We start from the raw sequence: 22,581 nt of genomic DNA, 5'->3' as shown, positions 1-22,581 counted from the left end.
CCCGGACTGTGCTCGGCCTAGTTGGCCACGGCGCGCACGATCTCGAGGACCGCCGTCACGGTCTGGTCGAGGTCGAGCTCGGAGGAATCCAGCGTGACCACGCCGTCGGCAGCCTGCTGGAAGTCGACGACCGTGGAATCCTTCGCGTCCCGCTCCGTGACCTGCCGCTTGAGCTGCTCCTCGGACTGCGTGCCGCCGAGCTGGTCCCCGCGGCGCCGCAGGCGCGCCTCCTCGGTGGCGGTGAGCAGGATCCGCACCTGGGCATCCGGTGCGACGACGGTGGTGATGTCCCGGCCCTCGGCCACGATCCGGTGACCGGACCCGGCGATCAGCGCCTGCTGGCGCCGGATCAGCTCGGCCCTCGCGCCCATCGTGGTGGCGACGGCACTCACGGCCGAGGAGACCGCGGGTTCGCGGATGGCGGCGGTGACGTCGCTACCGGCGACCAGCACCGACTCCTGGTCGGGGCTGGTGCTGATGTCCAGGTCGATGGTGCGCGCGGCGGACTCCACCGCCGGGCTGTCCGTCAGGTCCACACCCGTGGTCATGCAGTGGAGCGTGACCGCCCGGTACATGGCACCGGTGTCCAGGTAGGCGGCCCGGAGGCGGCGTGCCACTTCCCGGCTGACACTGGACTTGCCCGATCCGGAGGGACCGTCGATGGCCACGACGAGCGGCTTGCCCACGCGGAAACCGGCGTAGGTGTCCGCGTCCGCGGGGATCGGAAGACCGGTCGATGTGGTGTTCACTGCACTACCTTCCAGCCCCGCTGGGTCAGGGACTCCGTCAATTCGTGGCGCTTGCCCGGCAGCACCGAGAGTTCGGCCAGGCCCACCTGGCGTCCGGGCGAGTGTTCGAGGCGGAAGTCCTCGACATTGATGCCGGTGCCTCCGATCTCCGTGAGGAGCTTCGCGATCTGCCCCGGCACATCGTCCACGAGCACCGTCAGGCGCGCGAAGGAATCGGGTGGGGCGCCGTGCTTGCCGGGAACGCGTGCCTGGCCTGCGTTCCCCTCCGAGATCAGCTGGGCCATGTCGAGCCGGGCTCCCCCGGCCGTGGGCTCCTCGAGCGTGTGGATGAGCCGGTTGAGGTCCTCACGCACCCCGTAGAGGATGTCGACGAGGCGGGCCGCGTTCGCCGAGAAGATCTGCACCCACAGGCGCGGATCACTCGCCGCGATGCGCGTGACGTCCCGCAGACCGTTGCCGGCCAGCTGCAACGCCCGGACCGGCGAATCCTGGAGCCTGCTGGCCACGAGCGAGGAGACCACCTGCGGCAGGTGCGAGATCAGGGCCACGGCCTCGTCGTGCTCCTCGACGCTCATGCGGGCTGGCACGGCCCCGAGATCGACGGCGAGCGACTCCGCGCGCAGCACGGCCTCGGGTGTGCTCGCGGCGTGGGGGCACAGCACCCACGGGGCTCCGGTGAACAGCTCGGCCCGCGCTGCGACCGGTCCCGACTTCTCACGGCCGGCCATCGGGTGCGTGCCCACGTACCGGGACAGCTCCGGGGCCACCTCCGGTAGCGCGGCGAGTTCGGTGAGGATGGCTTCCTTGACACTGCAGATGTCGACGACGACGGCGTCCGGGTACGCCAGCAGCGCATCGGCGACCACCCGCGCCGTCACATCCGGCGGTGTGGCCACGACGACGAGTTCGGGGCCCAGCTGCTCCCCGCTGCCGACGGCTTCCACGAGGAGCCTGCCCGCGCCGATGTCCTGAGCCACGGCTTCGGTGGAGGGGGAACTGTCGGACAGGACGACGTCGAGCCCGCGGTTCCGCAGCCCCAGGCCGATGCTCGCTCCGAGGAGACCTGCTCCGACCACGAGGACGGGTCCGAGGAGATGTGTTCCCTGCTCCGTGCGCACGTTCATGGGCTAGAGGCCCACCGATGCCATGAGGTGCCCGACCTCCTGGCGCCCGAGCACGCGGATGCTGCCCTGGCGCTGGTCGCCCACGCGGATGGGACCCTCCTGCGTGCGGACCAGTCGTTCCACGGGATGCCCGACGGCGTCGAACAGGCGCCGCACCACGCGATTGCGGCCCGAGTGCAGGATGACCTCCACGAGGACGTGGCCGGGGGTGGAGTCCACGAGCTTGAAGGAGTCCACCTGCGCCAGGCCGTCCTCGAGCTCGATGCCCTCCTTCATCTGCGCGCCGATACCCTGCGCCATGGGGCCCCGGACCTGGACGAGGTAGGTCTTGGGAACCTCGTAGGACGGGTGGGTCAACCGGTTGGTCAGCTCGCCGTCGTTGGTCAGCAGCAGCAGTCCCTCGGTCTCGGCATCCAGGCGCCCCACATGGAAGAGGCGCTCGCTCTTGTCCCGGTTCTTCAGGAAGTCGCTGATGCAGCGCCGACCCTCGGGGTCGTCCATCGTGGAGATCACCCCGCGCGGCTTGTTGAAGACGTAGTACTTCAGGTGCTCGTTGAGCTGCAGGCGGATGCCGTCCACGTGGATGGCGACCTGCTCAGGATCCACCCGCACGCCGAGCTCGGTCACCACCGTGCCGTCCACCTCCACGCGGCCGTCGAGGATCATCTCCTCGCAGACCCTGCGGGAGGCGACGCCGGCGAGGGCCATGACCTTCTGGAGCCGCACGCCCTCGGGATTGTGCACGTCGATCTCGTCGGCCGGGCGGCTTGCGCGCTTGGGCGTCGCCGGACGCACGGGGCCGAGGCTCTGACCGAAACGCTCACGGCCGAAGGCCTTGGGGCCGGCCGGCTTCTGACGACCGGCGGCACCGGTTGGACGACCCGCCCGGTTCGCACCGGTCCCGGGACGGCCGGTCTTCCCACCGCCGGACGCGAAGCGACCCGACGGCGTTCCTGAGGAGGGGCGACCCGATGCCGAGCGCGCGCGGCCGTGGGCGGACTCACGGCGATCAGCGCCTGCGGCGGGCGGGCGGCCCGTGGACGAACGGGTATCGGACGAGCGGGCGCCGTCGCGGGTGCGCTCCTGGAACGGCTTCCCCGTCGAGGAGCGTCCGCCGTCGCGGCTACTGCCCGAGCGGTTCCCCTCGGGGCGACCACGCTCCGGGCGTCCCTCGTTCGACCGGCCACCGTCACGTCCACCGTCACGACCACCAGCAGGACGACCACGCTCCGGACGCCCCTCGCCGGACCGTCCTCCGTCACGCGTGCCGCCGGAGAAGCTGGACGCACCGCGCTCGCCACTCCTCGCGGAGCCGCCGCGTGGGGACGGCGTCCGACGCTCAGCGGGGCGTCCGGCGGAGTCGCCGCTGCGCGGCGGCTTGCGTCCGGAACCGGATCCTGGCTGCTGTGTCATGGGGGAAATCCTTCGTGTAGATCGTGCTCAGAACGTCGTGTCGTCGTACTCCCCGAGGCTCTCGATCCCCGGGAGGTGGGGTGCGATCCGCGGCAGTTCGTCCACGCTGCCCAGGCCCACCCGCTCCAGGAACAGGGTGGTGGTCCCGTAGCGTGCCGCGCCACTCACCGGATCGGCGTCCAGCTCCACCACCAATCCGCGCTGCACGAGCGTCCGCACCACGGAGTCCACGGCGACGCCCCTGATCGCAGAAACCCTGGCACGGGATACGGGCTGACGGTAGGCGATGACCGCCAGTGTCTCGAGTGCCGCCTGCGAGAGCCGGGCGGACCGGCCATCGAGGACGAAGTCGGCGACGACGGAGGAGAAATGCTGTCGGGAGAAGATGCGCCACCCGCCGGCGATGCTCCGGAGTTCGAACCCGCGCGGAACTGCCGGTCCGAGCACTGGGGAGTCTGCATCAGTATAGCCGTCGTACTCGTGCTGCAGTTCCACGAGGGCTTCCTGCACCTGCGCTGCTGGACGCTCCAGGACGAGGGCGAGCCGTGCCTCGGTGACCGGCTGGTCGGCCACCATGAGGATCGCCTCGATGGCACCCTTCAGTCCGCCGGGGAGTTCCTCGAGGGATGCCCGTCCGCCGTCCGGCTCCCCCGCGGGCCCGGACGCATCACGCATCATCGGTTCTCCAGGACACCCGGAGCTCCGCCAGGGGGGCGGCCTGGTCGAAGGAGACGGAGCCGTCGCGGAAGAGATCGAGCAGTGCGAGGAACCGCGCCACCAGTACCGCCGCGGAGGTGCTGTCGAGGGTCAGCTGCCCGAAGGTCATGGTCCCGTTGAGCTGCAGGAGGTCGGCCAGGACCGCGGACTGCTCGCCGATGCTCACCTGCGCCGAGACGAGGTGCCCGGTCTCCACCGCGGCGGGCTTCTCCCCGCGCGGGGCGAGCACGCGCGCTGCCAGCGCGGCGAACTCCGCTGCGGTGGACTGCCAGCGCAGTTCGGGCAGCAGGGCGAGCACCTCCGGTTCCGGCGGCGCATCGCGTGGATGGCGGCCGGCCTCTTCCTCGAGGCGGTGGAAGAGCTCCCGGGCCATCTCCTTGAACGCCCGGTACTGCAGGAGTCGCGCGAACAGCAGGTCCCGTGCCTCCAGCAGGGCGACATCACCCTCGTCCTCGACGACGCCGGTTCCGGCGGGCAGCAGCTTCGCCGCCTTCAGGTCGAGCAGGGTGGCAGCCACCACCAGGAACTCACTGGCCTCGTCGAGCTTCCACTGTCCCTCGACGGCCTGGAGGTGCCGGATATGGGCGATGAACTCGTCCGTGACCTCGGCGAGGGCTATCTCGGTGACATCGAGCTCACGGCGCGAGATCAGGGTGAGGAGCAGATCGAAGGGACCACTGAAGTTGGTGAGCTGCACCGCGAAGACGGAGGACGCCGTCCTCGGCCCAGGGGCCGGCGCATCGTTCGGCGTGGACGCCAGGTCCCCGCCGGACTCCCCGCTGGATTCCATACCGACGCCCCGGACGCTGCCGTGCATCACCTAATGCTCCCGGAGAGACCCGGCGTCCGGGGGCACTACGGTGCTCCACCCCGGCTGATGAGCTCCTTCGCGAGCTGGCGGTACGCATCGGCGCCGCTGTGGTTCGCCGCGTAGGAGGTGATGGGTTCGGCGGCCACCGTGGCGTCGGCGAACTTGATGGTGCGCTTGATGACCGTCTCGAAGACCTTGTCGCCGAAGGCCTCGACCAGGCGCGCGATGACCTCGCGGCTGTGGAGCGTCCGTGCGTCGTACATCGTGGCCAGTACGCCGTCGATCTGCAGCCGGGGGTTCAGGCGGTCCTGGACCTTCTCGATGGTCTCGACCAGCAGTGCCACGGCCCGGAGGGCGAAGAACTCGCAGATCAGCGGGATGATGACGCCGTGCGCCGCCGTGAGCGCGTTGACCGTCAGCAGGCCGAGCGAGGGCTGGCAGTCGATGAGGATCACGTCGTAGTCGTCCGCGACCTTGCGCAGCGCGCGGTCGAGGACCTGCTCGCGCGCCACCTCGTTGACGAGCTGGACCTCCGCGGCGGACAGGTCGATATTGGCCGGCAGCAGATCGATGTTCTCGACGGCGGTGTGCTGGATGGCGTCGTGGATGGAGACCTTGCGGTCCATCAGGACGTTGTAGACCGTGACGTCGAGCTCATGGGGATTGGTACCGAGGCCCGCGGACAGGGCTCCCTGCGGATCGAAGTCGACCAGCAGAACCTTACGGCCCGCCTCGGCGAGGGCCGCACCGAGGTTGATGGTCGAGGTGGTCTTGCCGACGCCGCCCTTCTGGTTCACCATGGCGATGACCCGCGCCGGACCGTGCGAGTCGAGGGCAGCCGGTTCGGGGAACTCCGTGATGGGTCGGCCGGTGGGGCCGAGCTCCGCGTCTCCTGCGCCGGGCAGAGTTGTGGAACCCTGTTCACTACTCACGAATTTGTCCACGCTTCCATCAGAATCGGTGCGGGCCACTCGATCGAACGGATCCGAGCAGCGGTTCTCATGGTCAACGGTACAACGCCCGGAGCGGCGCCCGTGAAGGGAGCCTTTGCTCCACGGCGAGCCTTCAGCCTCAGCCTGAGGTCGAGGGTGGGCTCCTGCGACGGCCCGGATCGGGGTCCTCGTCCGGCCCTACTGTGCCGCTCCCGGGCGCAACAGGGGCTCGAGTGCCTCGAGGACCGAGGCATCCTCGATGGTGGACGGCACCACGAGCTTCTCCCCCGCGGCGATCTGCCGCATGGTCTTGCGCAGGATCTTCCCGGAGCGTGTCTTGGGCAGCGCCTCGACGACGACGACGGACCGGAAGTCCGCAACCGGGCCGATGCTGCTCCGGACGAGCTGCACGAGCTCCGCCTTGAGGGTGTCGTGGTCGGGCGTCAGGCCCGCCTTCAGGACCACGTACCCACTGGCCCGCTGGCCCTTCAGCGGATCCTGGAGCCCGAGGACGGCGCACTCCGCCACGGCAGGGTGCTGCGCGAGCACCTGTTCGATCGCTCCCGTGGAGAGGCGGTGGCCGGCCACATTGATGACGTCGTCGGTCCGGCCCATCACGAAGATGTAGCCGTCGTCGTCCACATAGCCCGAATCGCCGCTGGTGTAGTAGCCCTCGAAGGCGCTCAGATAGGAGTCCCGGAATCTGTCGTCGCTGCCCCAGAGCGTGGTGAGGGTGCCGGGAGGGAGGGGAAGCCGCAGGGCGATACTGCCTTCCGTCCCGGTTGGCACAGGGTTGCCCTCGTGATCGAGGATCACGACGTCGTAGCCCGGGGAGGGCAGCGAGGGTGAGCCGGGCTTCAGGGGCAGCTCGGCCAGTCCCCGCGGATTGGCGCAGATGGGCCAGCCCGTCTCCGTCTGCCACCAGTTGTCCACCACCGGCACGCCGAGCACCTCCCCGATCCACGCGGAGGTGCCTGTGTCGAGCCGCTCGCCGGCGGAGAACAGCGTGGTCAGGGAGGAGAGATCGTGGCTGCGGATCAGCTCCGCCTCGGGATCCACGCGGCGCACGGCCCGGAGCGCGGTCGGAGCGGTGAAGAGTGCCTTGACCCGGTGCTGCTCGATCAGCCGGCCGAACGCCCCGGCGTCGGGCGTGCCCACGGGCTTGCCCTCGTAGAGCACAGTGGTGGCCCCCGCCAGGAGCGGTCCGTAGACGATGTAGGAGTGGCCCACCACCCACCCGACGTCGGACGCCGTGAGCATGACGTCGCCCGGGCCGATGCCGAAGACGGCCTGCATGGTCCATGTCAGGGCGACGGCGTGTCCGCCGTTGTCCCGCACCACGCCCTTGGGAGAGCCCGTGGTGCCGGAGGTGTAGAGGATGTAGAGCGGATCCGTCGCCGCCATGTCCACCGGCGGAACGGCCCGTGCCCGGGAGACGGCCTCGTCCCAGTCCACCCAGTGGCCTTCCCCTCCGGCGTAGCCTGCGATGTCGTGCTGGAAACCCTCGCGGGCCTTGGACACCACGGGGATCCCGGGGCTGTCGGCGAGCATCAGGGCCTCGTGGACGGCCGGCAGGTACTCCACGTGGCGGCCGGGCTCGAGCCCTCCCGACGCCGTCACGACGGCGCTGGGGCGGGCGTCCCTGATCCTCGCGGCAAGCTCCGCCGGGGCGAAACCGCCGAAGACCACGGAGTGGATGGCCCCGAGGCGGGCCGTGGCGAGCATGGCGATGACGGCCTCCGGGATCATCGGCAGATAGATCAGCACCCGATCGCCCTTCCCCACCCCGAGCTCCGCGAGCGCTCCGGCGAAGACGGCCACCTCGTCCCTGAGCTCGGTATAGGTGTACGTGCGGCGGACGCCCAGCATCGCGGAGTCGTAGATCAGGGCGGCCTGGTCCCCCCGCCCGGCGTCGACGTGACGATCCAGCGCGTTGTGGCTCGTGTTCAGGCTGCCGTCCGGGAACCAGTGGTGGAAGGGCGCCGATGAGCTGTCGAGTGCCACGGTGGGTTCCGTGGCCCAGTCGACGGCACCGGCCGCGGCGAGCCAGAACCGGTCCGGGTCCGCGATGCTCTCCGCATGCAGGCGCCGGTAGTCGGCGGGGGTGGAGACATCGTGCCCGGCATCGTTCCCTGCAGCAGCCATGATCGCCCTTCGGTGCGCGTGATGTTGAGGCACAGTATCACGCATGCTCCCGGTCAACCACGGAGCAAAGAGCGGCTTCTCTGTATACAGCGGCACCTGAAAGGCGGTGAGTCCGGCAGCTTTTTCTGTCCGTTCCCTTGTTCCCGATGCAGCCGCTGTATACATTGGAGGGACTGTCCCCCGACCGTCGATGCCGCCGGGACACCACGACCGGAAGGAGGAGGGCATGAGGGCAAGCGATCGTGCCTACTCCACCCTGCGCACCGACATCATCGACTGGAGGCTCGCCCCCGGCGACATCCTGGCGGAGGTGGAACAGTCGGCACGGCTCGGTGTCTCCCGCACCCCGCTGCGCGAGGCACTCTCACGCCTGGTGGCCGAGGGCCTGGCCACGACCCACACCGGGCGCGGCGTGGTCGTCTCGGAGATCTCGCTCGAGGCCGTCACCGATCTCTTCGACGCGCGCATCCCCCTCGAGTGCGCCGCCGTTCGGATCGCCGCCCGCCGCGGTGATCCTGCCGTCTTCGCACCCCTCGCCGAGGAGTTCGCCTGCGCGGGCCCGCTCATCGACGGCGACGCCGACGGCCAGACGGCCTACTACGGACTCGTGGCCCGGCTGGACCACGGCATCGACGAGGCCGCCGGCAATCCCTATCTGCTCCAGGCCCAGAAACCGATCCGCACCCACCTGGCCCGCGTGCGGAGGCTGGCCAGGGACAATCCCACCCGCCTGCTGCACAGCGCCCACGAGCACGAGCAGATCGCCCGAGCGCTCGCCGACGGCAATGCCGAGCTCGCCGAGGCGGCCATGCGCGTGCATCTCCACAAGAGCCTCCAGCACCTACTCACCCCGTCCCACGCCGGTCACGGCGCAGCACTGCACCACTGACGCACCACCGAGAGGAACACCATGGTCGAGCTCCATCCCGTCCGAGTCCACCGCAGCGAGGAGAATCTGCCCCGCGAGGGTCAGCTCGCCTGGAAGATCGCGCAGGTCGCCGCCGATCCCGTCGAGGTGACCGACGAGGTCACCGACATGGTGATCAACCGCATCATCGACAACGCGTCGGTGGCCATCGCCTCCCTCAACCGTGCCCCTGTCGTCGCGGCACGGGCCCAGGCCACGAGTCACCCGGTCTCGGCCCACGGCGCAGGTGCTGCGGTGTTCGGGATCGACGAGCGTGTCTCCGCCGAGTGGGCCGCCTGGGCCAACGGCGTCGCCGTCCGTGAACTCGACTACCACGACACCTTCCTGGCCGCCGAGTACTCCCACCCCGGCGACAACATCCCACCCATCCTCGCGGCGGCCCAGCACACCGGCGCCTCCGGCGCCGATCTGCTCCGCGCGATCGCCACGGGCTACGAGATCCAGGTGGATCTGGTGAAGGCCATCAGCCTGCACAAGCACAAGATCGACCACGTGGCCCACCTCGGCCCATCGGCGGCGGCCGGGATCGGAACCCTCCTGGGACTCGCGCCGGAGGTGATCTTCCATGCGGTCGGCCAGGCCCTGCACACGACGACGGCCACCCGCCAGTCCCGCAAGGGCGAGATCTCCACCTGGAAGGCCCATGCCCCGGCCTTCGCCGGGAAGATGGCCGTGGAGGCGGTGGACCGCACCATGCGGGGACAGACCTCGCCGACCCCCATCTACGAGGGCGAGGACGGTGTGATCGCCTGGCTCCTCGACGGACCCGACGCCGCCTACGAGGTGCCCCTGCCCGCCCCGGGCGAGGCCAAGCGCGCCATCCTCGACACGTATACCAAGGAGCACTCCGCCGAGTACCAGGCGCAGGCCTGGATCGATCTCGCCCGCCGCCTGAACGAGGCCCACCCCGAGGTGACGGACCCCGACAACGTGGCCTCCATCGTGATCCACACCTCCCACCACACCCATGTGGTCATCGGGTCGGGCGCCAACGATCCGCAGAAGTACGACCCCTCGGCGTCCCGCGAGACCCTCGACCACTCCATCCCGTACATCTTCACCGTCGCCCTCCAGGACGGCCGCTGGCACCACGAGGAGTCCTACGCCCCCGACCGCGCCGCGCGGCCCGACACCGTGGCCCTCTGGCACAAGGTCACCACCGTCGAGGATCCGGAGTGGACGCGCCGGTACCACTCCCTCGACATCGCGGAGAAGGCCTTCGGCGGCAGGGTGGAGATCACGCTGACCGACGGCTCCGTCATCACCGACGAGATCGCGGTCGCGGACGCCCACCCCCTCGGTGCCCGGCCCTTCGCCCGCGCCGATTACATAGCCAAGCTTCGGCTGCTGGCCGCGGGCGTCGTCGACGACGCCGAACTGGAACGCTTCCTGGCCGCCGTCCAGGACCTACCGGGACTTCCCGCCGGTTCGCTCGATCAGCTCAACGTGGTCGCCGGACCCGGCGTCATCGATGCGGCCGCCGCGCCGCAGGGACTGCTGTAGGAGGCCCGGACATGCTGTACTCGACCATCACACCCGAACAGAAGCGCCGTACCCTTCGCGAGTCTCTGGCCTCGGGCCGCATCCAGCAGTTCCCCGGTGCGTTCAACCCGCTCTCGGCCCGCCTCATCGGCGACAAGGGCTTCGCCGGGGTCTACATCTCGGGAGCCGTGCTCGCCGCCGATCTCGGTCTGCCCGACATCGGCCTGACCACGCTCACCGAGGTCGCCCAGCGTGCCGGCCAGATGGCGCGCATGACCGACCTGCCCTGCATCGTCGACGCCGACACGGGCTTCGGCGAGCCCATGAACGTGGCCCGCAGTGTCCAGGAACTCGAGAACGCCGGACTCGCCGGCTGCCACATCGAGGACCAGTTCAACCCCAAGCGCTGCGGTCACCTCGACGGCAAGAACGTGGTGGATCTCGACACGGCGGTCAAACGCATCCGGGCAGCAGCGGACGCTCGGCGCGATCCGAACTTCCTCATCATGGCGCGGACCGACATCCGCGGGACCGAGACACTGGAGGCCACCCAGGACCGGGCACGGGCCCTGGTGGAGGCCGGAGCGGACGCGATCTTCCCCGAGGCGATGCGCAGCCTGGACGAGTTCCGGGCCATCAGGGACGCCGTCGACGTGCCGATCCTCGCGAACATGACGGAGTTCGGCAAGAGCGAGCTGTTCACCGTCGACGAGCTGGAGTCGGTCGGCGTGAACCTGGTCATCTACCCGGTCACGCTGCTGCGCAGTGCGATGGGTGCCGCCGAGCGTACGCTGGACACGATCACGGCCCACGGCACGCAGGAACCGGCCGTGGACCAGATGCAGACGCGCAGCCGCCTCTACGAACTGGTGGACTACGAGGGATACAACCGGTTCGATTCCTCGGTCTTCAATTTCGAGGTGCCCCAGGGGTACCGGCCGGCCGCATCCGAACCCGAAGCCGCAGGACAGAGCACCCAGGAGGACCGATCATGACGGAACCAGAGATCCACAAGGGACTGGCGGGGGTCGTGGTGGACTACACCGCGGTCTCGAAGGTCAACCCCGACACCAATTCGCTCCTGTACCGCGGGTACCCGGTTCAGGAGCTGGCCGGGCACCGCGACGTCGAGGACGTCGCCTACCTGCTCTGGCACGGCGAACTCCCGGACGCCACCCAGCGGAAGGAGTTCGACGCCTTCGAACGCGCGCACCGGAGCCTGCCCGACGAGGTGGTCGCGGCCATCGATCTCCTGCCCCTGAGCGCGCACCCCATGGACGTGGCTCGCACCGCCGTCTCGGTGCTGGGCGCCAGCCATCCGCTCGCGAACGACAACTCGGTCGACGCGAACATGGAGAAGGCAGCAACGCTCTTCGCCGCGTTCCCCGCCGTCGTGGCCTACGACCAGCGCCGACGCCGGGAGCAGCCGCTCGTGGAGCCCCGCGACGACCTGGGCTACTCCGCCAACTTCCTCTGGATGACGTTCGGCGAGGAGGCCCCGCCCGAGGTGGTCCACGCCTTCGACGTGTCGATGGTCCTGTACGCGGAGCATTCCTTCAACGCCTCCACGTTCACGGCGCGGGTCATCACCTCCACCCTCTCGGATCTGCACTCCGCGGTCACCGGCGCGATCGGCGCGCTCAAGGGCGCGCTCCACGGCGGGGCGAACGAGGCCGTGATGCACACGTTCGAGGAGATCGGCATCCGGAAGGACGAGTCCCGCGAGGACGCGGCCGCGCGCGCGAAGGCGTGGATGGAGGAGGCCCTCGCCGCCAAGAAGAAGGTCATGGGCTTCGGTCACCGCGTCTACAAGAACGGCGATTCCCGTGTGCCGACCATGAAGTCGGCGCTCGATGCCATGATCGAGTACTTCGGCCGCGACGAGATCCTCGGTCTCTACTCGGGGCTCGAGACCGCGATGGGCGAGGCGAAGAACATCAAGCCCAATCTCGACTATCCGGCCGGTCCCACGTACCACCTGATGGGCTTCGACACCGAGATGTTCACGCCGCTGTTCATCGCGGCGCGCATCACGGGGTGGACCGCTCACATCATGGAGCAGGCCGCAGCGAACTCCCTGATCCGCCCGCTGAGCCTGTACAACGGACCTGACGAGCGCCACGTCGACCAGGGCTGAGACCCACGCCCGCGCCTCAGGCGTGGGCCCGCGGATGCGCTGCGGCATAGACCTCGCGCAGCGTGTCCGCGGTGACCAGCGTGTAGACCTGCGTGGTGGTCACGGACGCATGGCCGAGCAGTTCCTGGACCACCCGCACATCCGCCCCGCCCTCGAGCAGGTGCGTCGCGAAGGAGTGCCGGAGCGTGTGCGGTGAGACCTCACGCACCACGCCGGCCCGCTCACTGGCCGTCCTGAGGATGCTCCACGCACTCTGCCGGCTCAGCCGGCCGCCGCGCATGTTGAGGAACAGCGCCGCCCCACCGGTACCCTTGGCCGCCAGGGCCGGACGGCCACGGACCAGATAGGCGTCGACGGCGCGCGCCGCATAGGAGCCCACCGGCACCAGCCGCTGCTTCGATCCCTTCCCTGTCAGCCGGACCACCGAGGGGCCCTCCGCGGATCCGTCCACCGACACGTCGTCGACGTCCAGCCCCACCGCCTCGCTGATCCTCGCGCCCGTGGAGTACAGGAACTCGAGCAGCGCCCGGTCGCGCTGGCCTGATGGCGTGGTCGTGTCCACCGTCTCGAGGATCCGCACCACCTCGGAGACGGGGATCGCCTTCGGCAGGCGGCGTCCTGTGGCCGGTGGGTGCACGTCCCGTGCCGGATCACCCTCCGTGATTCCCTCGAGCGTCCAGAACCGGTGCACGCCACGCACGGCGACGACGGTACGCGCGGCGGACCGCGGGCTCAGGGGCGAGAGCCCGTCCTCGCCCGAGACGATCGCCTGCGCGAACGCCGAGACGTCGTGACGCGTGATGGCGGTGGCCCCGTGGATGCCGCGCGCCGCGAGGAACCCGGTGTAGCGGCGGAGATCCCGCCGATAGGCCTCGAGCGTATTGGGCGCCAGGCCGCGTTCCACGGACATGTGCTGCAGGTAGTCCTCGACCAGGGATGGCAGTGTGCCGGTCGCCTCCGTACCGGACATGGTGCTCAGTCCTCGAGGACGGCGCCGCGGGGCCAGGACGCGTGCCGGCTGGGATGCTCGGGCCAGGGCGCCGTCGCCGGGCGCAGATCAGTGAAACCGGTGTCGCGGCCCACCTTCGCGGCGAGGATCGCGGCTGCGGCGGAGGGACTGTGGATCCGACCCTCGAGGACGGCGGCGACGGCGGTGTCCAACTCCACCCACGTGAGGGAGATCTCGGCCTCCTCATGGGTGCGGGTGTGCCGGTCGGTCAGGGGGACCTCGCCCACCCCCCGGGCGAGATAGACGCGCAGCGCCTCCGAGGACGAACCGGGCGAGAGGAACAGATCGATCAGGACGTGCCACTGCGACGCGGTGAGATCGGCCTCCTCGGCGAGCTCCCGGGCCGCGGCGTCGACGAAGTCCTCGCCCTCCTCGTCGAGCAGGCCCGCCGGGATCTCCCACAGCGCCATGCGCACCGGGTGGCGGTACTGGCGCAGCAGGAGCACGCGATCCCGGTCGTCGAGCACCAGGACGGCCACGGCTCCGGGGTGCCGGATGAAGTCCCGCGTGATGGCTTCGCCGTCGTCGGTGAGGGCGAATGTCTCGCTGACCACGTCCCACACCCGCCCCTCGTAGACCGTGGTGGTCCCGAGGAGCTTCCGCGGGCTCTGCTCGTCCCCGAGGGCGACGCCGTCCGCAGCCACGACGTCAGACCTTCGCGCCGCGGCGCTCGAGCGCCGCCTTCACCAGTCCGGCGAACAGCGGATGCGGCCGCGTGGGGCGCGACCCGAGCTCGGGATGGGCCTGGGTGGAGACGTAGTAGGGGTGGACGTCCCTGGGTAGCTCGGCGAACTCCACGAGCGCCCCGTCCGTCGTCGTGCCCGAGAACACCAGACCCGCGTCGGCGATCTGTTCGCGGTACTCGTTGTTGACCTCGTAGCGGTGGCGGTGGCGCTCGAAGACCGTGGTCTTCCCGTAGGTCGCTGCGACCACGGAGCCCTCCTGCAACTTCGCCTCCCAGCGGCCCAGGCGCATGGTGCCGCCCATGTCGCCCTCCCCGGCGACGATCTCGAGCTGCTCGGCCATGGTCGCGACCACCGGGTAGGCGGTGTCCGGGTCGAACTCGCTCGAGGACGCACCCTCCAGACCGACCACGTTGCGCGCGTACTCGATGACCATGCACTGCAGTCCCAGGCACAGACCCAGGGTGGGGATCCGGTTCTCGCGGGCGTAGGTCAGTGCGCCGAGCTTGCCCTCGAGGCCACGGATACCGAAGCCGCCCGGGACGCACACGGCGTCCACGCCGTCGAGGGCCTCACGCGCGCCCTCGGGCGAGCTGCAGTCGTCGGAGGGGACCCACTTGATGGTGACCTTGGTCTTGTTGGCGAAGCCTCCCGCACGCAGCGCCTCGATGACGGAGAGATAGGCGTCGGGCAGGTCGATGTACTTGCCCACCAGGGCCACCTCCACCTGGTGCCGGGGATTGTGGACGACGTCGAGCAGCTTGTTCCACTTGGTCCAGTTGACGTCCTTGAACTTCAGGTCGAGCGCCTGGACGATGTACGCGTCGAGGCCCTGGGCGTGGAGGGTCTTCGGGATGTCGTAGATGCTCGCGGCGTCGGCGGCGTTCACGACGGCGTCGATGTCGACGTCGCACATGCGGCCGATCTTCTCGCGCATCGCGGCCGGGACCTCGCGGTCCGAGCGGATCACGATGGCGTCGGGCTGGATACCGATGGAGCGCAGCATGGCGACGGAGTGCTGCGTGGGCTTGGTCTTGAGCTCCTGCGACGGCCCGATGTACGGCACGAGGGACACGTGGAGGAAGAACACGTTGTTCCGGCCGACGTCCTGCCGGACCTGGCGTGCCGATTCGAGGAACGGCTGCGACTCGATGTCGCCGACCGTGCCGCCGATCTCGGTGATGATGACGTCGGGGGCCTTCCTCCCGGGCGCGCCCTCGGCCGGAAGACGCATGCGGCGCTTGATCTCGTCGGTGATGTGCGGAATGACCTGCACTGTGTCGCCCAGGTACTCGCCGCGGCGCTCCTTCGCGATCACCGTGGAGTACACCTGGCCGGTGGTGACGTTCGCTGATCCGTCGAGATTCTCGTCGAGGAAGCGTTCGTAGTGGCCGATGTCGAGGTCCGTCTCGGCGCCGTCGTCCGTCACGAAGACCTCGCCATGCTGGAACGGATTCATCGTCCCAGGGTCCACGTTCAGATAGGGATCGAGCTTCTGCATCGTCACGGAGAGGCCGCGGGCCTTCAGCAGGTGACCCAGGCTCGAGGCCGTCAGTCCCTTACCGAGGGAGGAGGCCACGCCGCCCGTCACGAAGATGTGCTTGGTCGTTGCGGATTTCAGGAACCGGGAATTAGTTTGCTGCGCCACGGAGTTCGAGCCTATCACCGAGCGCGGGGCCGGGCAGCATCGGCCAGGAGCTCCTCCGCGTGTGCGCGGGCCGAGGCCGAGTCCTCCTGGCCCGCGAGCATCCGGGCGAGTTCGCGTACGCGTTCGTCGTCGGGCAGCACCTCGACGTCGCTCGCGGTCACTCCCCCGCCCTCGCCGTCGCGGGCCACGTTCTTGGTGACGCGGATGTGGCGGGCCGCGAAGGCCGCGACCTGGGGCAGGTGGGTCACCACGATCACCTGGACGTGTTCGGCCAGCATGGCGAGTCGGCGTCCGATCTCCACGGCCGCCTTGCCGCCCACGCCGGCGTCCACCTCGTCGAACACGAAGGTGGGCACGGGATCGACGGCGGCCAGGACCACCTCGATGGCGAGCATGACCCGCGAGAGCTCACCGCCCGACGCCCCCTTGCCCAGGGCTCGCGGCGCCGAGCCGGGATGCGGTTGCAGCGTGAAGGCGATCTCGTCGGCACCGTGCACGGTCAGGTGCTCGGCCGGCGTGACGGAGATGTGCAGCTGTGCATCGGGCATCGCCAGGGCCGTGAGCTCCGCGCTGACCATTCCGGCCAGACTCCCGGCCGCTGCGGTGCGCAGACCGGTCAGCTCGTCGGCGAGTTCGTGGACCCGGTGATCGAGGCCGGCGATCACGTCGTCGAGCTCCTCCACGCGGCTGGAGTCGCCGCTGAGCTCCTGCAGGCGCCGGGCGGCGTCCTCTCGCCAGGCGAGGACCTCGTCGACCGTGGGGGCATACTTCCGCACGAGGACGGACAGGGCGGCTCGCCGCGTCTCCACCTCCTCGAGCCGGCCTGCGGCCTCGCCGTCGAGGGCGGTGCCGTAGCCGGCGAGATCGGCGGAGATGTCCGCCAGCAAGTACCCCACCTCGGCGAGCCTGCCGGCGAGTCGGCCGAGATCCGCGTCGTGCTCGGCCACTGCTTCGAGCTGGCGTTTGGCCTCGTCGACGAGCGAGACGGCGTCCACGCCGGCCCCGATGTCCTCGGAGACGAGCCCCTGGTGCGCGACGACGGCGGCTGTCCGCAGCTCCTCCACATTGCCCAGGCGCATGGACTCCGCCTTCAGGGCCTCGTCCTCACCGGGCTGCGGATCGAGCTCGCCGATCTCGGTCAGCGCGGCCTCGAGCCCTTCGGCCTCCCGCACGCGTTCCCGCGCCTCGCTGGTGAGCCGCTCGCGTTCGGCGAGGGCAGCACGCCACTGCAGGAAAGCCTCGCCGTAGGCCACCAGGGCCTGCTCCACCGGCGTGCCACCGAACTTGTCGAGTGCCTGGCGCTGCGCCGGGGCGCTCTTGAGCCGCAACTGGTCCGATTGCCCGTGCACGACCACGAGCTCGTCGCCCAGCTCGGCCAGGACGCCCACCGGAGCGGACCGGCCTCCCACGTAGGCACGGCTGCGCCCCTCGCTCGTGACCGTGCGCGCGAGGATCAGCTCCGACACACCGTCGTCCTCGTCCAGGGCCGCTCCGGCCTCGGCCGCCCGCCGTGCCGCGGGGCTCGTCGGGTCGAGCCGCAGGACGGCCTCGGCGGACGCGGACCTGGCACCGAGCCGTACGGCGCCGGCGTCCGAGCGGGCGCCGCGCAGCAGTCCGAGGGCCGTAATGACCATGGTCTTGCCCGCACCGGTCTCGCCGGTCACCACCGTCAGTCCCGGGCCGAGGCTGAGGGTGGCATCGGTGATGACGCCCAGGTCCCGGATGCGCATCTCCTCGATCATGGCGCCACCGTCCCCTGCGGCTTCACAGGACCCCGCCAGCCCTGGATGGGCAACTCGAACTTGCGGACCAGGCGTTCGGAGAAGGGCGTCTGCCGGGTGCGGGCGAGGCGCACGGGGTGCTCCGACCGGCGCACCTCGATGCGCGCCCCGGGCGGCAGCTCGATACTGCGGCGTCCGTCGCACCAGAGGACACCCGCGGCGTGGGTGCGGCTGAGCAGCTCCACGGCGAGAACCGACGAGGGTGCGACGACGAGCGGTTTGGCGAAGAGGGCGTGGGCGCTGATGGGCACCATGAGGAGTGCCTCCACCCCGGGCCAGACGACGGGACCGCCCGCGGAGAAGGCGTACGCCGTCGAGCCGGTCGGGGTGGCGAGGACCACGCCGTCGCACCCGAAGGAGCTCACGGGCCGGCCATCCACCTCCATGACCACCTCGATCATGCGCTCACGGTTCGCCTTCTCCACGGCGGCCTCGTTCAGGGCCCAGCTGCGCTCGAGCACCGTGCCGCCGAGGAGCACCAGCACCTCGATGGTTGTGCGCTCCTCCACCGTGTAGCTGCGGTCCGCGACCCACCGCACCGTCTCCTCCAGGTCCGCCCGCTCACTCTCGGCGAGGAAACCCACGTGCCCCAGATTCACCCCGAGGAGGGGGATGTCCGCCTCACGCACGAGTTCGGCCGCACGGAGGATGGTCCCGTCACCGCCGAGCACCATCACCAGCTCGATGTCCCCGAGGTGCACACCATCCCCGAGCACCTCGGCGGATGCGGCGCGTGTTCCGTACTCCTTCTGGACGTCCGCCAGCTCATCCGGCCGCATGACGGGCTGGAGACCGAGATCGATCAGGCGCGTGCAGGCTTCCTGCGACGCGATGATCGCGTTGCGTCGGCCGGTGTGCGCGAGCACGAGGATTCGTCTACTCATCAAGCTCCATCTGGTCGGTCGTGGTACGTTCCGGCGGGAACAGGTCGCCGAGTGCCAGCGCCTGCTCCGTCAGCCGGTCCAGGTCCCCCTCGATCCTAGGCACCAATCCGCCGGAGGGCACCTTCATCCACACGAAGTACTCGAGGTTGCCGTCCTGCCCGGGCAGCTCGCTCTGCGCCATGCCCGCGACGTCCAGGCCGCACCCGAGCGCACTGCGCAGCACTCCGGCCACGGCCCGCCTGCGTGCTGCGGCCGAGGTGACGATGCCGAGGCGGTTGATCCCGCCCCTACCCACCTCGAACTGCGGCTTGACCATGAGGAGCAACTCCCCGTCGGCGTGCGTGGCGGCGGCGAGGGCCCTCATGACGAGGCGGAGGGAGATGAAGGACAGATCGGCGACCGTCAGCTGGGCCTTCCCTCCGATGTGCGTCGCATCCAGATCGCGGACATTGAGGCCTTCGAAGACCTGCACGCGCGGATCGTCCCGTAGTTGCTGGACGAGCTGGCCGTGCCCCACGTCGACGGCCACCACTTCGCGGGCACCGCGCCTGAGGAGGACGTCCGTGAACCCCCCCGTGGAGGCTCCTGCGTCGAGGCAGCGCCTACCCTCCGGTGTCACCGCGGGGAAGGCCTGGAGGGCGCCCGCGAGCTTGGTGCCGGCACGGCTGACGTACTCCTCACCGCGTGCCTCGACCGCGAGGACGTCGTCGGCCCGGATGGCCAGCGCCGGCTTGCCGACCACGGCGCCGTCCCGGAGGACCCTGCCGGCCGCGATCAGCTGTGCTGCATGGGACCGCGATCGGGCGAGGCCGCGCGCCACCAGCTCCTGGTCAAGGCGAGCCATGCGCACCGTTCGCCGACCTGTCCTGATCCTGATTCAGTTCCTCGGCGAGTCGATCGTGGATCCGCTGATAGACCTCGGCGTGGCCCTCCACATCGGTGCCGTCCAGCTCACCCAGGGCGGCGAGGATCGCCTCGACGCGCGCGGCGTCCGCTCCGCGACCGCCGTCGTCGTCGCCTTCTCGATCCGTCCGGCTGATCGTCATGGTCGCTGCTCTCCGGACCGGCGGGGCGGGATAATTCTGTGCCTCATGCGGTGAAGCTGATGGTGGGTGCGGTCCCCGGCGCTGTCCGGGGGTGGGTTGCCCACCACGCGGCGCAGGCTGCGCGCCAGCTGTCCACGGCGTCCTCCTCGCCCTGCACGCTCACCTCCGACCCGACCACCCCGGCCGTCGCGGATCCGCAGGTGTAGGTGCCGGAACCGTCCACCGACGCGATCTCAGGGTAGGCCTCGAACAGGTCACCCAGATCGTCGATCAGGAAGGTGGGTCGCTCGTCCACCGGTGCCGACAGCGCGGACCGTGCGGAGTCCACGCCCGTGAGCACCAGCACCGTGGCCATGCCTGCACGATTACCCCCGAGGATGTCGGTGTCCAGCCGGTCGCCCACCACGAGCGCGCGCTCGAGGCCCGAGTGGCGGGCCGCAGTCTCGAAGAGCGCGGCCTCGGGTTTGCCGGCCACCAGGGGCGTGGCGCCGGTGGCTGAGCTGACGGCTGCCACGAGGGTGCCGTTACCCGGGGCGATACCGCGCTCCTGCGGGATGGACATGTCGGTGTTCGTGGCCACCCAGACCGCTCCGGCGGCGATCGCGTAGGCCGCCTCCGCTAGATCCTTCCAGCCGACGGTTGGTGAGAAGCCCTGGATGACAGCATCCGGGGCGTTCTCCGCCGAATCGACGACGACGAAACCCTGGGCCCTGACGGCGTCGGCGAGGGTCGCGCTGCCCACCACGAGCACGCTGGATCCTTCCGCCACCTGTCCGGCCAGGAGTTCCACGCCGGCCACGGCCGAACCGAACACCTGTGCGCCTGTGGCCGGTGCGCCCAGGGACCGCAGATGCTCCGCCACCTGCTCCGCCGAACGCGAGGCGTTGTTCGTGATGTAGGCGAGGCCCTTGTCGTAGTCGCCGAGCCTGTTCAGGGCCTCCGTGGCGCCGGGAATGGCGTGCGGCCCGGCGTAGACCACACCGTCCAGGTCGGACAGCACGCCGTCGAAGGCGTCGATGAGCCGGTCAGTCATCAGCATGGTCCCCGGTATGCGCGGCGTCCTGGGTCTCCGGGTTCCTCTCGGTCTCCGGATCCTTCTCGCTCGCCGAATTCTCCTGTATTTCCGGATCCTTCTCGCTTTCCGGGCCCTGCTCATTCTCCGGGTCGTGCTGGGTCTCCCGATCTTCTCGGACTTCCGGATATTCTCGGATCTCCGCAGCTACCTCGGGCTTCGACGGTCTCTGGGCCTTCGGACCGAGGACGTCGGCGACCTTCGGTGCCGGCATCGGCTCGGGGTCCTCGTCCTCCCCGAGATCGAGGATGTCGGGCTCCAGTTCGTCGTCGAGGCCCAGTGCCTTCTCCGCCACGCGGGCCTGGCGGGCCCAGGGCCCGGATTCGTCCTGGCGTCCCACGGCGTCGAGTGCTGCCGCATAGGCGCGGAACAGGCGCGGGGTGAAGGAGAACGCCCGGTGCAGGTCGAGTTGCGGGATCTCCAACGCCGCCACTGCGGCCTCGAGCTGCCCCAGGTCGGTCCTCGCTCCGGAGACCACCATGGCGAGCTCCGCCTTCCCGGCGGAGTCGAGCGCGTCGGCGTCCTCGCTGCGGGCCAGATCGAGGGCCCGATCAGGACGCCCGAGCCCGCGTTCGCAGTCCGCCATCACCGGGAGATGCACGTTGGACCCGCTGATCCGGCGGAACGTCCGGAACTCCCTGAGTGCTTCCCCGTAGTGGCCGGCCGCGTAAGCAGTCAGGCCCACGGCTTCCCTGACCGCTGCCAGTCGGCCGCCTCGGCGGCTCGCCGCAAGCGCGTGCTGGAAGGCCAGTTCGGGGTCGATGTCGAGGAGCCGGCCCGCCATGACCAGATGCTTGGCCACCCAGAGGGCGCTGCGCTCCTCGAGATTGCGGACCTGTGCCCGCGTCACCCGATCGAGCTCATCGCCCTTGACGTCCTCGTCGATCTCGGGAGAGCGCTCACGATCCGGGCGGTTCGCGCTGCGCAGATCACGGGCGTTGTGGGCGGTCGGAGCGGCGGGTGCGTCGGTCCTGCGACCGCCCCGTCGGTCGTCGTCGCGCCGCGGACCGCTCGTGCTGCGACCCTGTCGATCGGCCGGACGACGGTCCTGGGGGTCCTGGGGGCCCCGACGAGCCTGTCGATCCTCTCGGCCCGCTCCGTAAGGACGATTCGGGCGCTCAGTCCGATCCCGTGGTTCACGTGGGTTCGAGTACTCGCGTGTCGCGGGGCGCTCAGGTCGGTCCGGGCGCTCGGACCGCTCCTGCCTGCGCGGTCGCTCCGCTCGCTCGGACCCCTCCTGGGACCGCGGGCGTTCCGGGCGATCGCGCGCATTCGGACGCTCCGGCCGATCCTGTCCGGCCGAACGATCTCCACGGTTCGACGAACCTCGCGTATCGGGACGGTCCTGGCGCCCCTGCGGGCTCGAACGCTCTGGTCGCTCCCCCGGCTCCGTGCGCTCCCTTGGTGCCGTCCGCTCGGATCGCTCCTCCGATGTCGGGCGTTCTGCCTGCAGCTCCTGAGCGTCCGACCTATCGTCGCGAGTCGCAGCTTGCCGCGAACTGTGGGCGTCGCTCCCCGGAGCTTCGCTCGAAGGAGGGGCGGAACGCTGCTGGTTGTTGTCCGGCCGGCTGCCCGAATCCTCCTGGGACTTGACCGCCTTGGACCCCCACGAGTGCCGACGGACAGGCTTGGACGCCCCCAGGTCCACGACGTCCGCGGATCGATCGTCCCCATCCTGATCGCCGGTACGGTCCTGCTCAGTCATGGCAGTGGGGTCCTCTCCTCGTGAGCCGGCGATGATATGCCGACCATTCCCTATGATTCTGTGTGTCCCGCCCATCAATGGAACCACGGCGCTGCCGTGGACCTGACATCACGGGCGTCTCCGCTTGGTTTCGGGTGTGGGGGTTAATGGGCGAGGGCCCCTCACCTGGTGGTGGGGGGCCCTCGTCATGTGGTTGTCCGGCGGTGTCCTACTCTCCCACACTCTCTCGGGTGCAGTACCATCGGCGCTGTGGGTCTTAGCTTCCGGGTTCGGAATGGGACCGGGCGTTTCCTCCACGCTATGACCGCCGTAACC

General features: G+C 69.9%; 20 protein-coding genes and 1 rRNA gene. 4 read left to right on the top strand and 17 right to left on the bottom strand.

The genetic code is table 11. The features are described 5' to 3' along the window. Positions 1 to 17: 17 nt before the first annotated feature. The 7 genes from cmk to FQ377_RS09345 form a co-directional block, all read right to left on the bottom strand. On the bottom strand, positions 18 to 749 hold the full coding sequence (gene cmk / locus FQ377_RS09375; protein ID WP_395858483.1) for a (d)CMP kinase: 732 nt from the start codon (positions 747 to 749) through the stop codon (positions 18 to 20). After that, on the bottom strand, positions 746 to 1,873 hold the full coding sequence (locus tag FQ377_RS09370) for a prephenate dehydrogenase (RefSeq protein ID WP_148601007.1): 1,128 nt from the start codon (positions 1,871 to 1,873) through the stop codon (positions 746 to 748). The genes cmk and FQ377_RS09370 overlap by 4 nt, the downstream gene beginning before the upstream one ends. Positions 1,874 to 1,876: 3 nt before the next feature. Further along, positions 1,877 to 3,286 (bottom strand): pseudouridine synthase, encoded by a 1,410-nt coding sequence (locus FQ377_RS09365; protein ID WP_148601006.1) that lies wholly within the window; start codon positions 3,284 to 3,286, stop codon positions 1,877 to 1,879. A gap of 27 nt (positions 3,287 to 3,313) precedes the next feature. Continuing rightward, positions 3,314 to 3,964: an SMC-Scp complex subunit ScpB gene (scpB, locus tag FQ377_RS09360; RefSeq protein WP_395858482.1), complete on the bottom strand. Its 651-nt coding sequence runs from the start codon at positions 3,962 to 3,964 to the stop codon at positions 3,314 to 3,316. After that, entirely contained in the window at positions 3,954 to 4,820 is an 867-nt protein-coding gene (locus FQ377_RS09355; RefSeq protein ID WP_262364372.1) for a segregation and condensation protein A, read from the bottom strand. The genes scpB and FQ377_RS09355 overlap by 11 nt, the downstream gene beginning before the upstream one ends. A gap of 38 nt (positions 4,821 to 4,858) precedes the next feature. Beyond that, positions 4,859 to 5,746 carry a ParA family protein gene (locus FQ377_RS09350; RefSeq protein ID WP_148601005.1) on the bottom strand — a complete coding sequence of 296 codons (888 nt, stop codon included), beginning with the start codon at positions 5,744 to 5,746 and terminating at the stop codon, positions 4,859 to 4,861. A gap of 198 nt (positions 5,747 to 5,944) precedes the next feature. After that, complete coding sequence (locus FQ377_RS09345; protein ID WP_148601004.1) at positions 5,945 to 7,891, bottom strand: AMP-binding protein; 1,947 nt, start codon at positions 7,889 to 7,891, stop codon at positions 5,945 to 5,947. 226 nt (positions 7,892 to 8,117) lie between these two features. Between FQ377_RS09345 and FQ377_RS09340 the strand changes: the two genes are divergently transcribed. From FQ377_RS09340 to FQ377_RS09325, 4 genes are read left to right on the top strand one after another with little or no spacing between them, the layout of a single operon-like run. Then, positions 8,118 to 8,780, top strand: a complete 663-nt coding sequence (locus FQ377_RS09340) for a GntR family transcriptional regulator (RefSeq protein ID WP_148601003.1) — start codon at positions 8,118 to 8,120, stop codon at positions 8,778 to 8,780. Between the two features lie 21 nt (positions 8,781 to 8,801). Beyond that, the gene (locus FQ377_RS09335) at positions 8,802 to 10,322 is read left to right on the top strand and encodes an MmgE/PrpD family protein (RefSeq protein WP_148601002.1); all 1,521 of its coding nucleotides are present in this window, start codon (positions 8,802 to 8,804) and stop codon (positions 10,320 to 10,322) included. An 11-nt stretch (positions 10,323 to 10,333) separates the two neighbouring features. Then, positions 10,334 to 11,296, top strand: coding sequence for a methylisocitrate lyase (prpB, locus tag FQ377_RS09330; protein WP_148601001.1), 963 nt, complete (start codon positions 10,334 to 10,336; stop codon positions 11,294 to 11,296). After that, positions 11,293 to 12,438: a bifunctional 2-methylcitrate synthase/citrate synthase gene (locus FQ377_RS09325; protein WP_148601000.1), complete on the top strand. Its 1,146-nt coding sequence runs from the start codon at positions 11,293 to 11,295 to the stop codon at positions 12,436 to 12,438. Before prpB ends, FQ377_RS09325 begins: the two co-directional genes overlap by 4 nt. A gap of 16 nt (positions 12,439 to 12,454) precedes the next feature. On the opposite strand, the gene xerD is transcribed toward FQ377_RS09325, so the two are convergent. The 10 genes from xerD to rrf form a co-directional block, all read right to left on the bottom strand. Beyond that, entirely contained in the window at positions 12,455 to 13,408 is a 954-nt protein-coding gene (gene xerD, locus FQ377_RS09320; protein ID WP_148600999.1) for a site-specific tyrosine recombinase XerD, read from the bottom strand. A 5-nt stretch (positions 13,409 to 13,413) separates the two neighbouring features. Then, complete coding sequence (locus tag FQ377_RS09315; protein ID WP_148600998.1) at positions 13,414 to 14,091, bottom strand: NUDIX domain-containing protein; 678 nt, start codon at positions 14,089 to 14,091, stop codon at positions 13,414 to 13,416. Between the two features lie 4 nt (positions 14,092 to 14,095). Further along, a complete protein-coding gene (locus tag FQ377_RS09310) occupies positions 14,096 to 15,796 on the bottom strand; it encodes a CTP synthase (RefSeq protein WP_148600997.1) in 1,701 nt (566 codons plus the stop codon). Then, the gene (gene recN, locus FQ377_RS09305) at positions 15,793 to 17,520 is read right to left on the bottom strand and encodes a DNA repair protein RecN (protein ID WP_148600996.1); all 1,728 of its coding nucleotides are present in this window, start codon (positions 17,518 to 17,520) and stop codon (positions 15,793 to 15,795) included. Before recN ends, FQ377_RS09310 begins: the two co-directional genes overlap by 4 nt. Then, on the bottom strand, positions 17,517 to 18,443 hold the full coding sequence (locus tag FQ377_RS09300) for an NAD kinase (protein ID WP_148600995.1): 927 nt from the start codon (positions 18,441 to 18,443) through the stop codon (positions 17,517 to 17,519). Before FQ377_RS09300 ends, recN begins: the two co-directional genes overlap by 4 nt. Then, the gene (locus tag FQ377_RS09295) at positions 18,436 to 19,287 is read right to left on the bottom strand and encodes a TlyA family RNA methyltransferase (protein WP_148600994.1); all 852 of its coding nucleotides are present in this window, start codon (positions 19,285 to 19,287) and stop codon (positions 18,436 to 18,438) included. The genes FQ377_RS09300 and FQ377_RS09295 overlap by 8 nt, the downstream gene beginning before the upstream one ends. After that, positions 19,274 to 19,489 carry a hypothetical protein gene (locus tag FQ377_RS14840; protein WP_187393315.1) on the bottom strand — a complete coding sequence of 72 codons (216 nt, stop codon included), beginning with the start codon at positions 19,487 to 19,489 and terminating at the stop codon, positions 19,274 to 19,276. The genes FQ377_RS09295 and FQ377_RS14840 overlap by 14 nt, the downstream gene beginning before the upstream one ends. A gap of 43 nt (positions 19,490 to 19,532) precedes the next feature. Continuing rightward, positions 19,533 to 20,522 (bottom strand): HAD-IIA family hydrolase, encoded by a 990-nt coding sequence (locus tag FQ377_RS09285; RefSeq protein WP_148600992.1) that lies wholly within the window; start codon positions 20,520 to 20,522, stop codon positions 19,533 to 19,535. Beyond that, the gene (locus FQ377_RS09280) at positions 20,515 to 21,411 is read right to left on the bottom strand and encodes a prolipoprotein diacylglyceryl transferase (protein WP_262364371.1); all 897 of its coding nucleotides are present in this window, start codon (positions 21,409 to 21,411) and stop codon (positions 20,515 to 20,517) included. Before FQ377_RS09280 ends, FQ377_RS09285 begins: the two co-directional genes overlap by 8 nt. Before the next feature lie 1,050 nt (positions 21,412 to 22,461). Then, positions 22,462 to 22,578, bottom strand: a 5S ribosomal RNA gene (gene rrf, locus FQ377_RS09275). Positions 22,579 to 22,581: the final 3 nt, after the last annotated feature.

Source organism: Arthrobacter echini, assembly GCF_008107445.1.
In the GTDB taxonomy this organism is placed as follows: Bacteria; Actinomycetota; Actinomycetes; order Actinomycetales; family Micrococcaceae; genus Arthrobacter_D; species Arthrobacter_D echini_A.
Note: the sequence above shows the minus strand (reverse complement) of the source record. Positions and strands in the feature narration are given on the sequence as shown.

What these genes read in the sequence shown, in the direction of transcription:
- FQ377_RS09355 (WP_262364372.1), bottom strand. Translation starts at nt 4,820, where the DNA reads ATGCACGGCAGCGTCCGGGGCGTCGGTATGGAATCCAGCGGGGAGTCC.
- FQ377_RS09325 (WP_148601000.1), top strand. Translation starts at nt 11,293, where the DNA reads ATGACGGAACCAGAGATCCACAAGGGACTGGCGGGGGTCGTGGTGGAC.
- FQ377_RS09345 (WP_148601004.1), bottom strand. Translation starts at nt 7,891, where the DNA reads ATGGCTGCTGCAGGGAACGATGCCGGGCACGATGTCTCCACCCCCGCC.
- prpB (WP_148601001.1), top strand. Translation starts at nt 10,334, where the DNA reads ATGCTGTACTCGACCATCACACCCGAACAGAAGCGCCGTACCCTTCGC.
- FQ377_RS09300 (WP_148600995.1), bottom strand. Translation starts at nt 18,443, where the DNA reads ATGAGTAGACGAATCCTCGTGCTCGCGCACACCGGCCGACGCAACGCG.
- FQ377_RS09340 (WP_148601003.1), top strand. Translation starts at nt 8,118, where the DNA reads ATGAGGGCAAGCGATCGTGCCTACTCCACCCTGCGCACCGACATCATC.
- FQ377_RS14840 (WP_187393315.1), bottom strand. Translation starts at nt 19,489, where the DNA reads ATGACGATCAGCCGGACGGATCGAGAAGGCGACGACGACGGCGGTCGC.
- FQ377_RS09295 (WP_148600994.1), bottom strand. Translation starts at nt 19,287, where the DNA reads ATGGCTCGCCTTGACCAGGAGCTGGTGGCGCGCGGCCTCGCCCGATCG.
- FQ377_RS09335 (WP_148601002.1), top strand. Translation starts at nt 8,802, where the DNA reads ATGGTCGAGCTCCATCCCGTCCGAGTCCACCGCAGCGAGGAGAATCTG.
- xerD (WP_148600999.1), bottom strand. Translation starts at nt 13,408, where the DNA reads ATGTCCGGTACGGAGGCGACCGGCACACTGCCATCCCTGGTCGAGGAC.
- FQ377_RS09370 (WP_148601007.1), bottom strand. Translation starts at nt 1,873, where the DNA reads ATGAACGTGCGCACGGAGCAGGGAACACATCTCCTCGGACCCGTCCTC.
- scpB (WP_395858482.1), bottom strand. Translation starts at nt 3,964, where the DNA reads ATGATGCGTGATGCGTCCGGGCCCGCGGGGGAGCCGGACGGCGGACGG.
- FQ377_RS09285 (WP_148600992.1), bottom strand. Translation starts at nt 20,522, where the DNA reads ATGACTGACCGGCTCATCGACGCCTTCGACGGCGTGCTGTCCGACCTG.
- FQ377_RS09365 (WP_148601006.1), bottom strand. Translation starts at nt 3,286, where the DNA reads ATGACACAGCAGCCAGGATCCGGTTCCGGACGCAAGCCGCCGCGCAGC.
- recN (WP_148600996.1), bottom strand. Translation starts at nt 17,520, where the DNA reads ATGATCGAGGAGATGCGCATCCGGGACCTGGGCGTCATCACCGATGCC.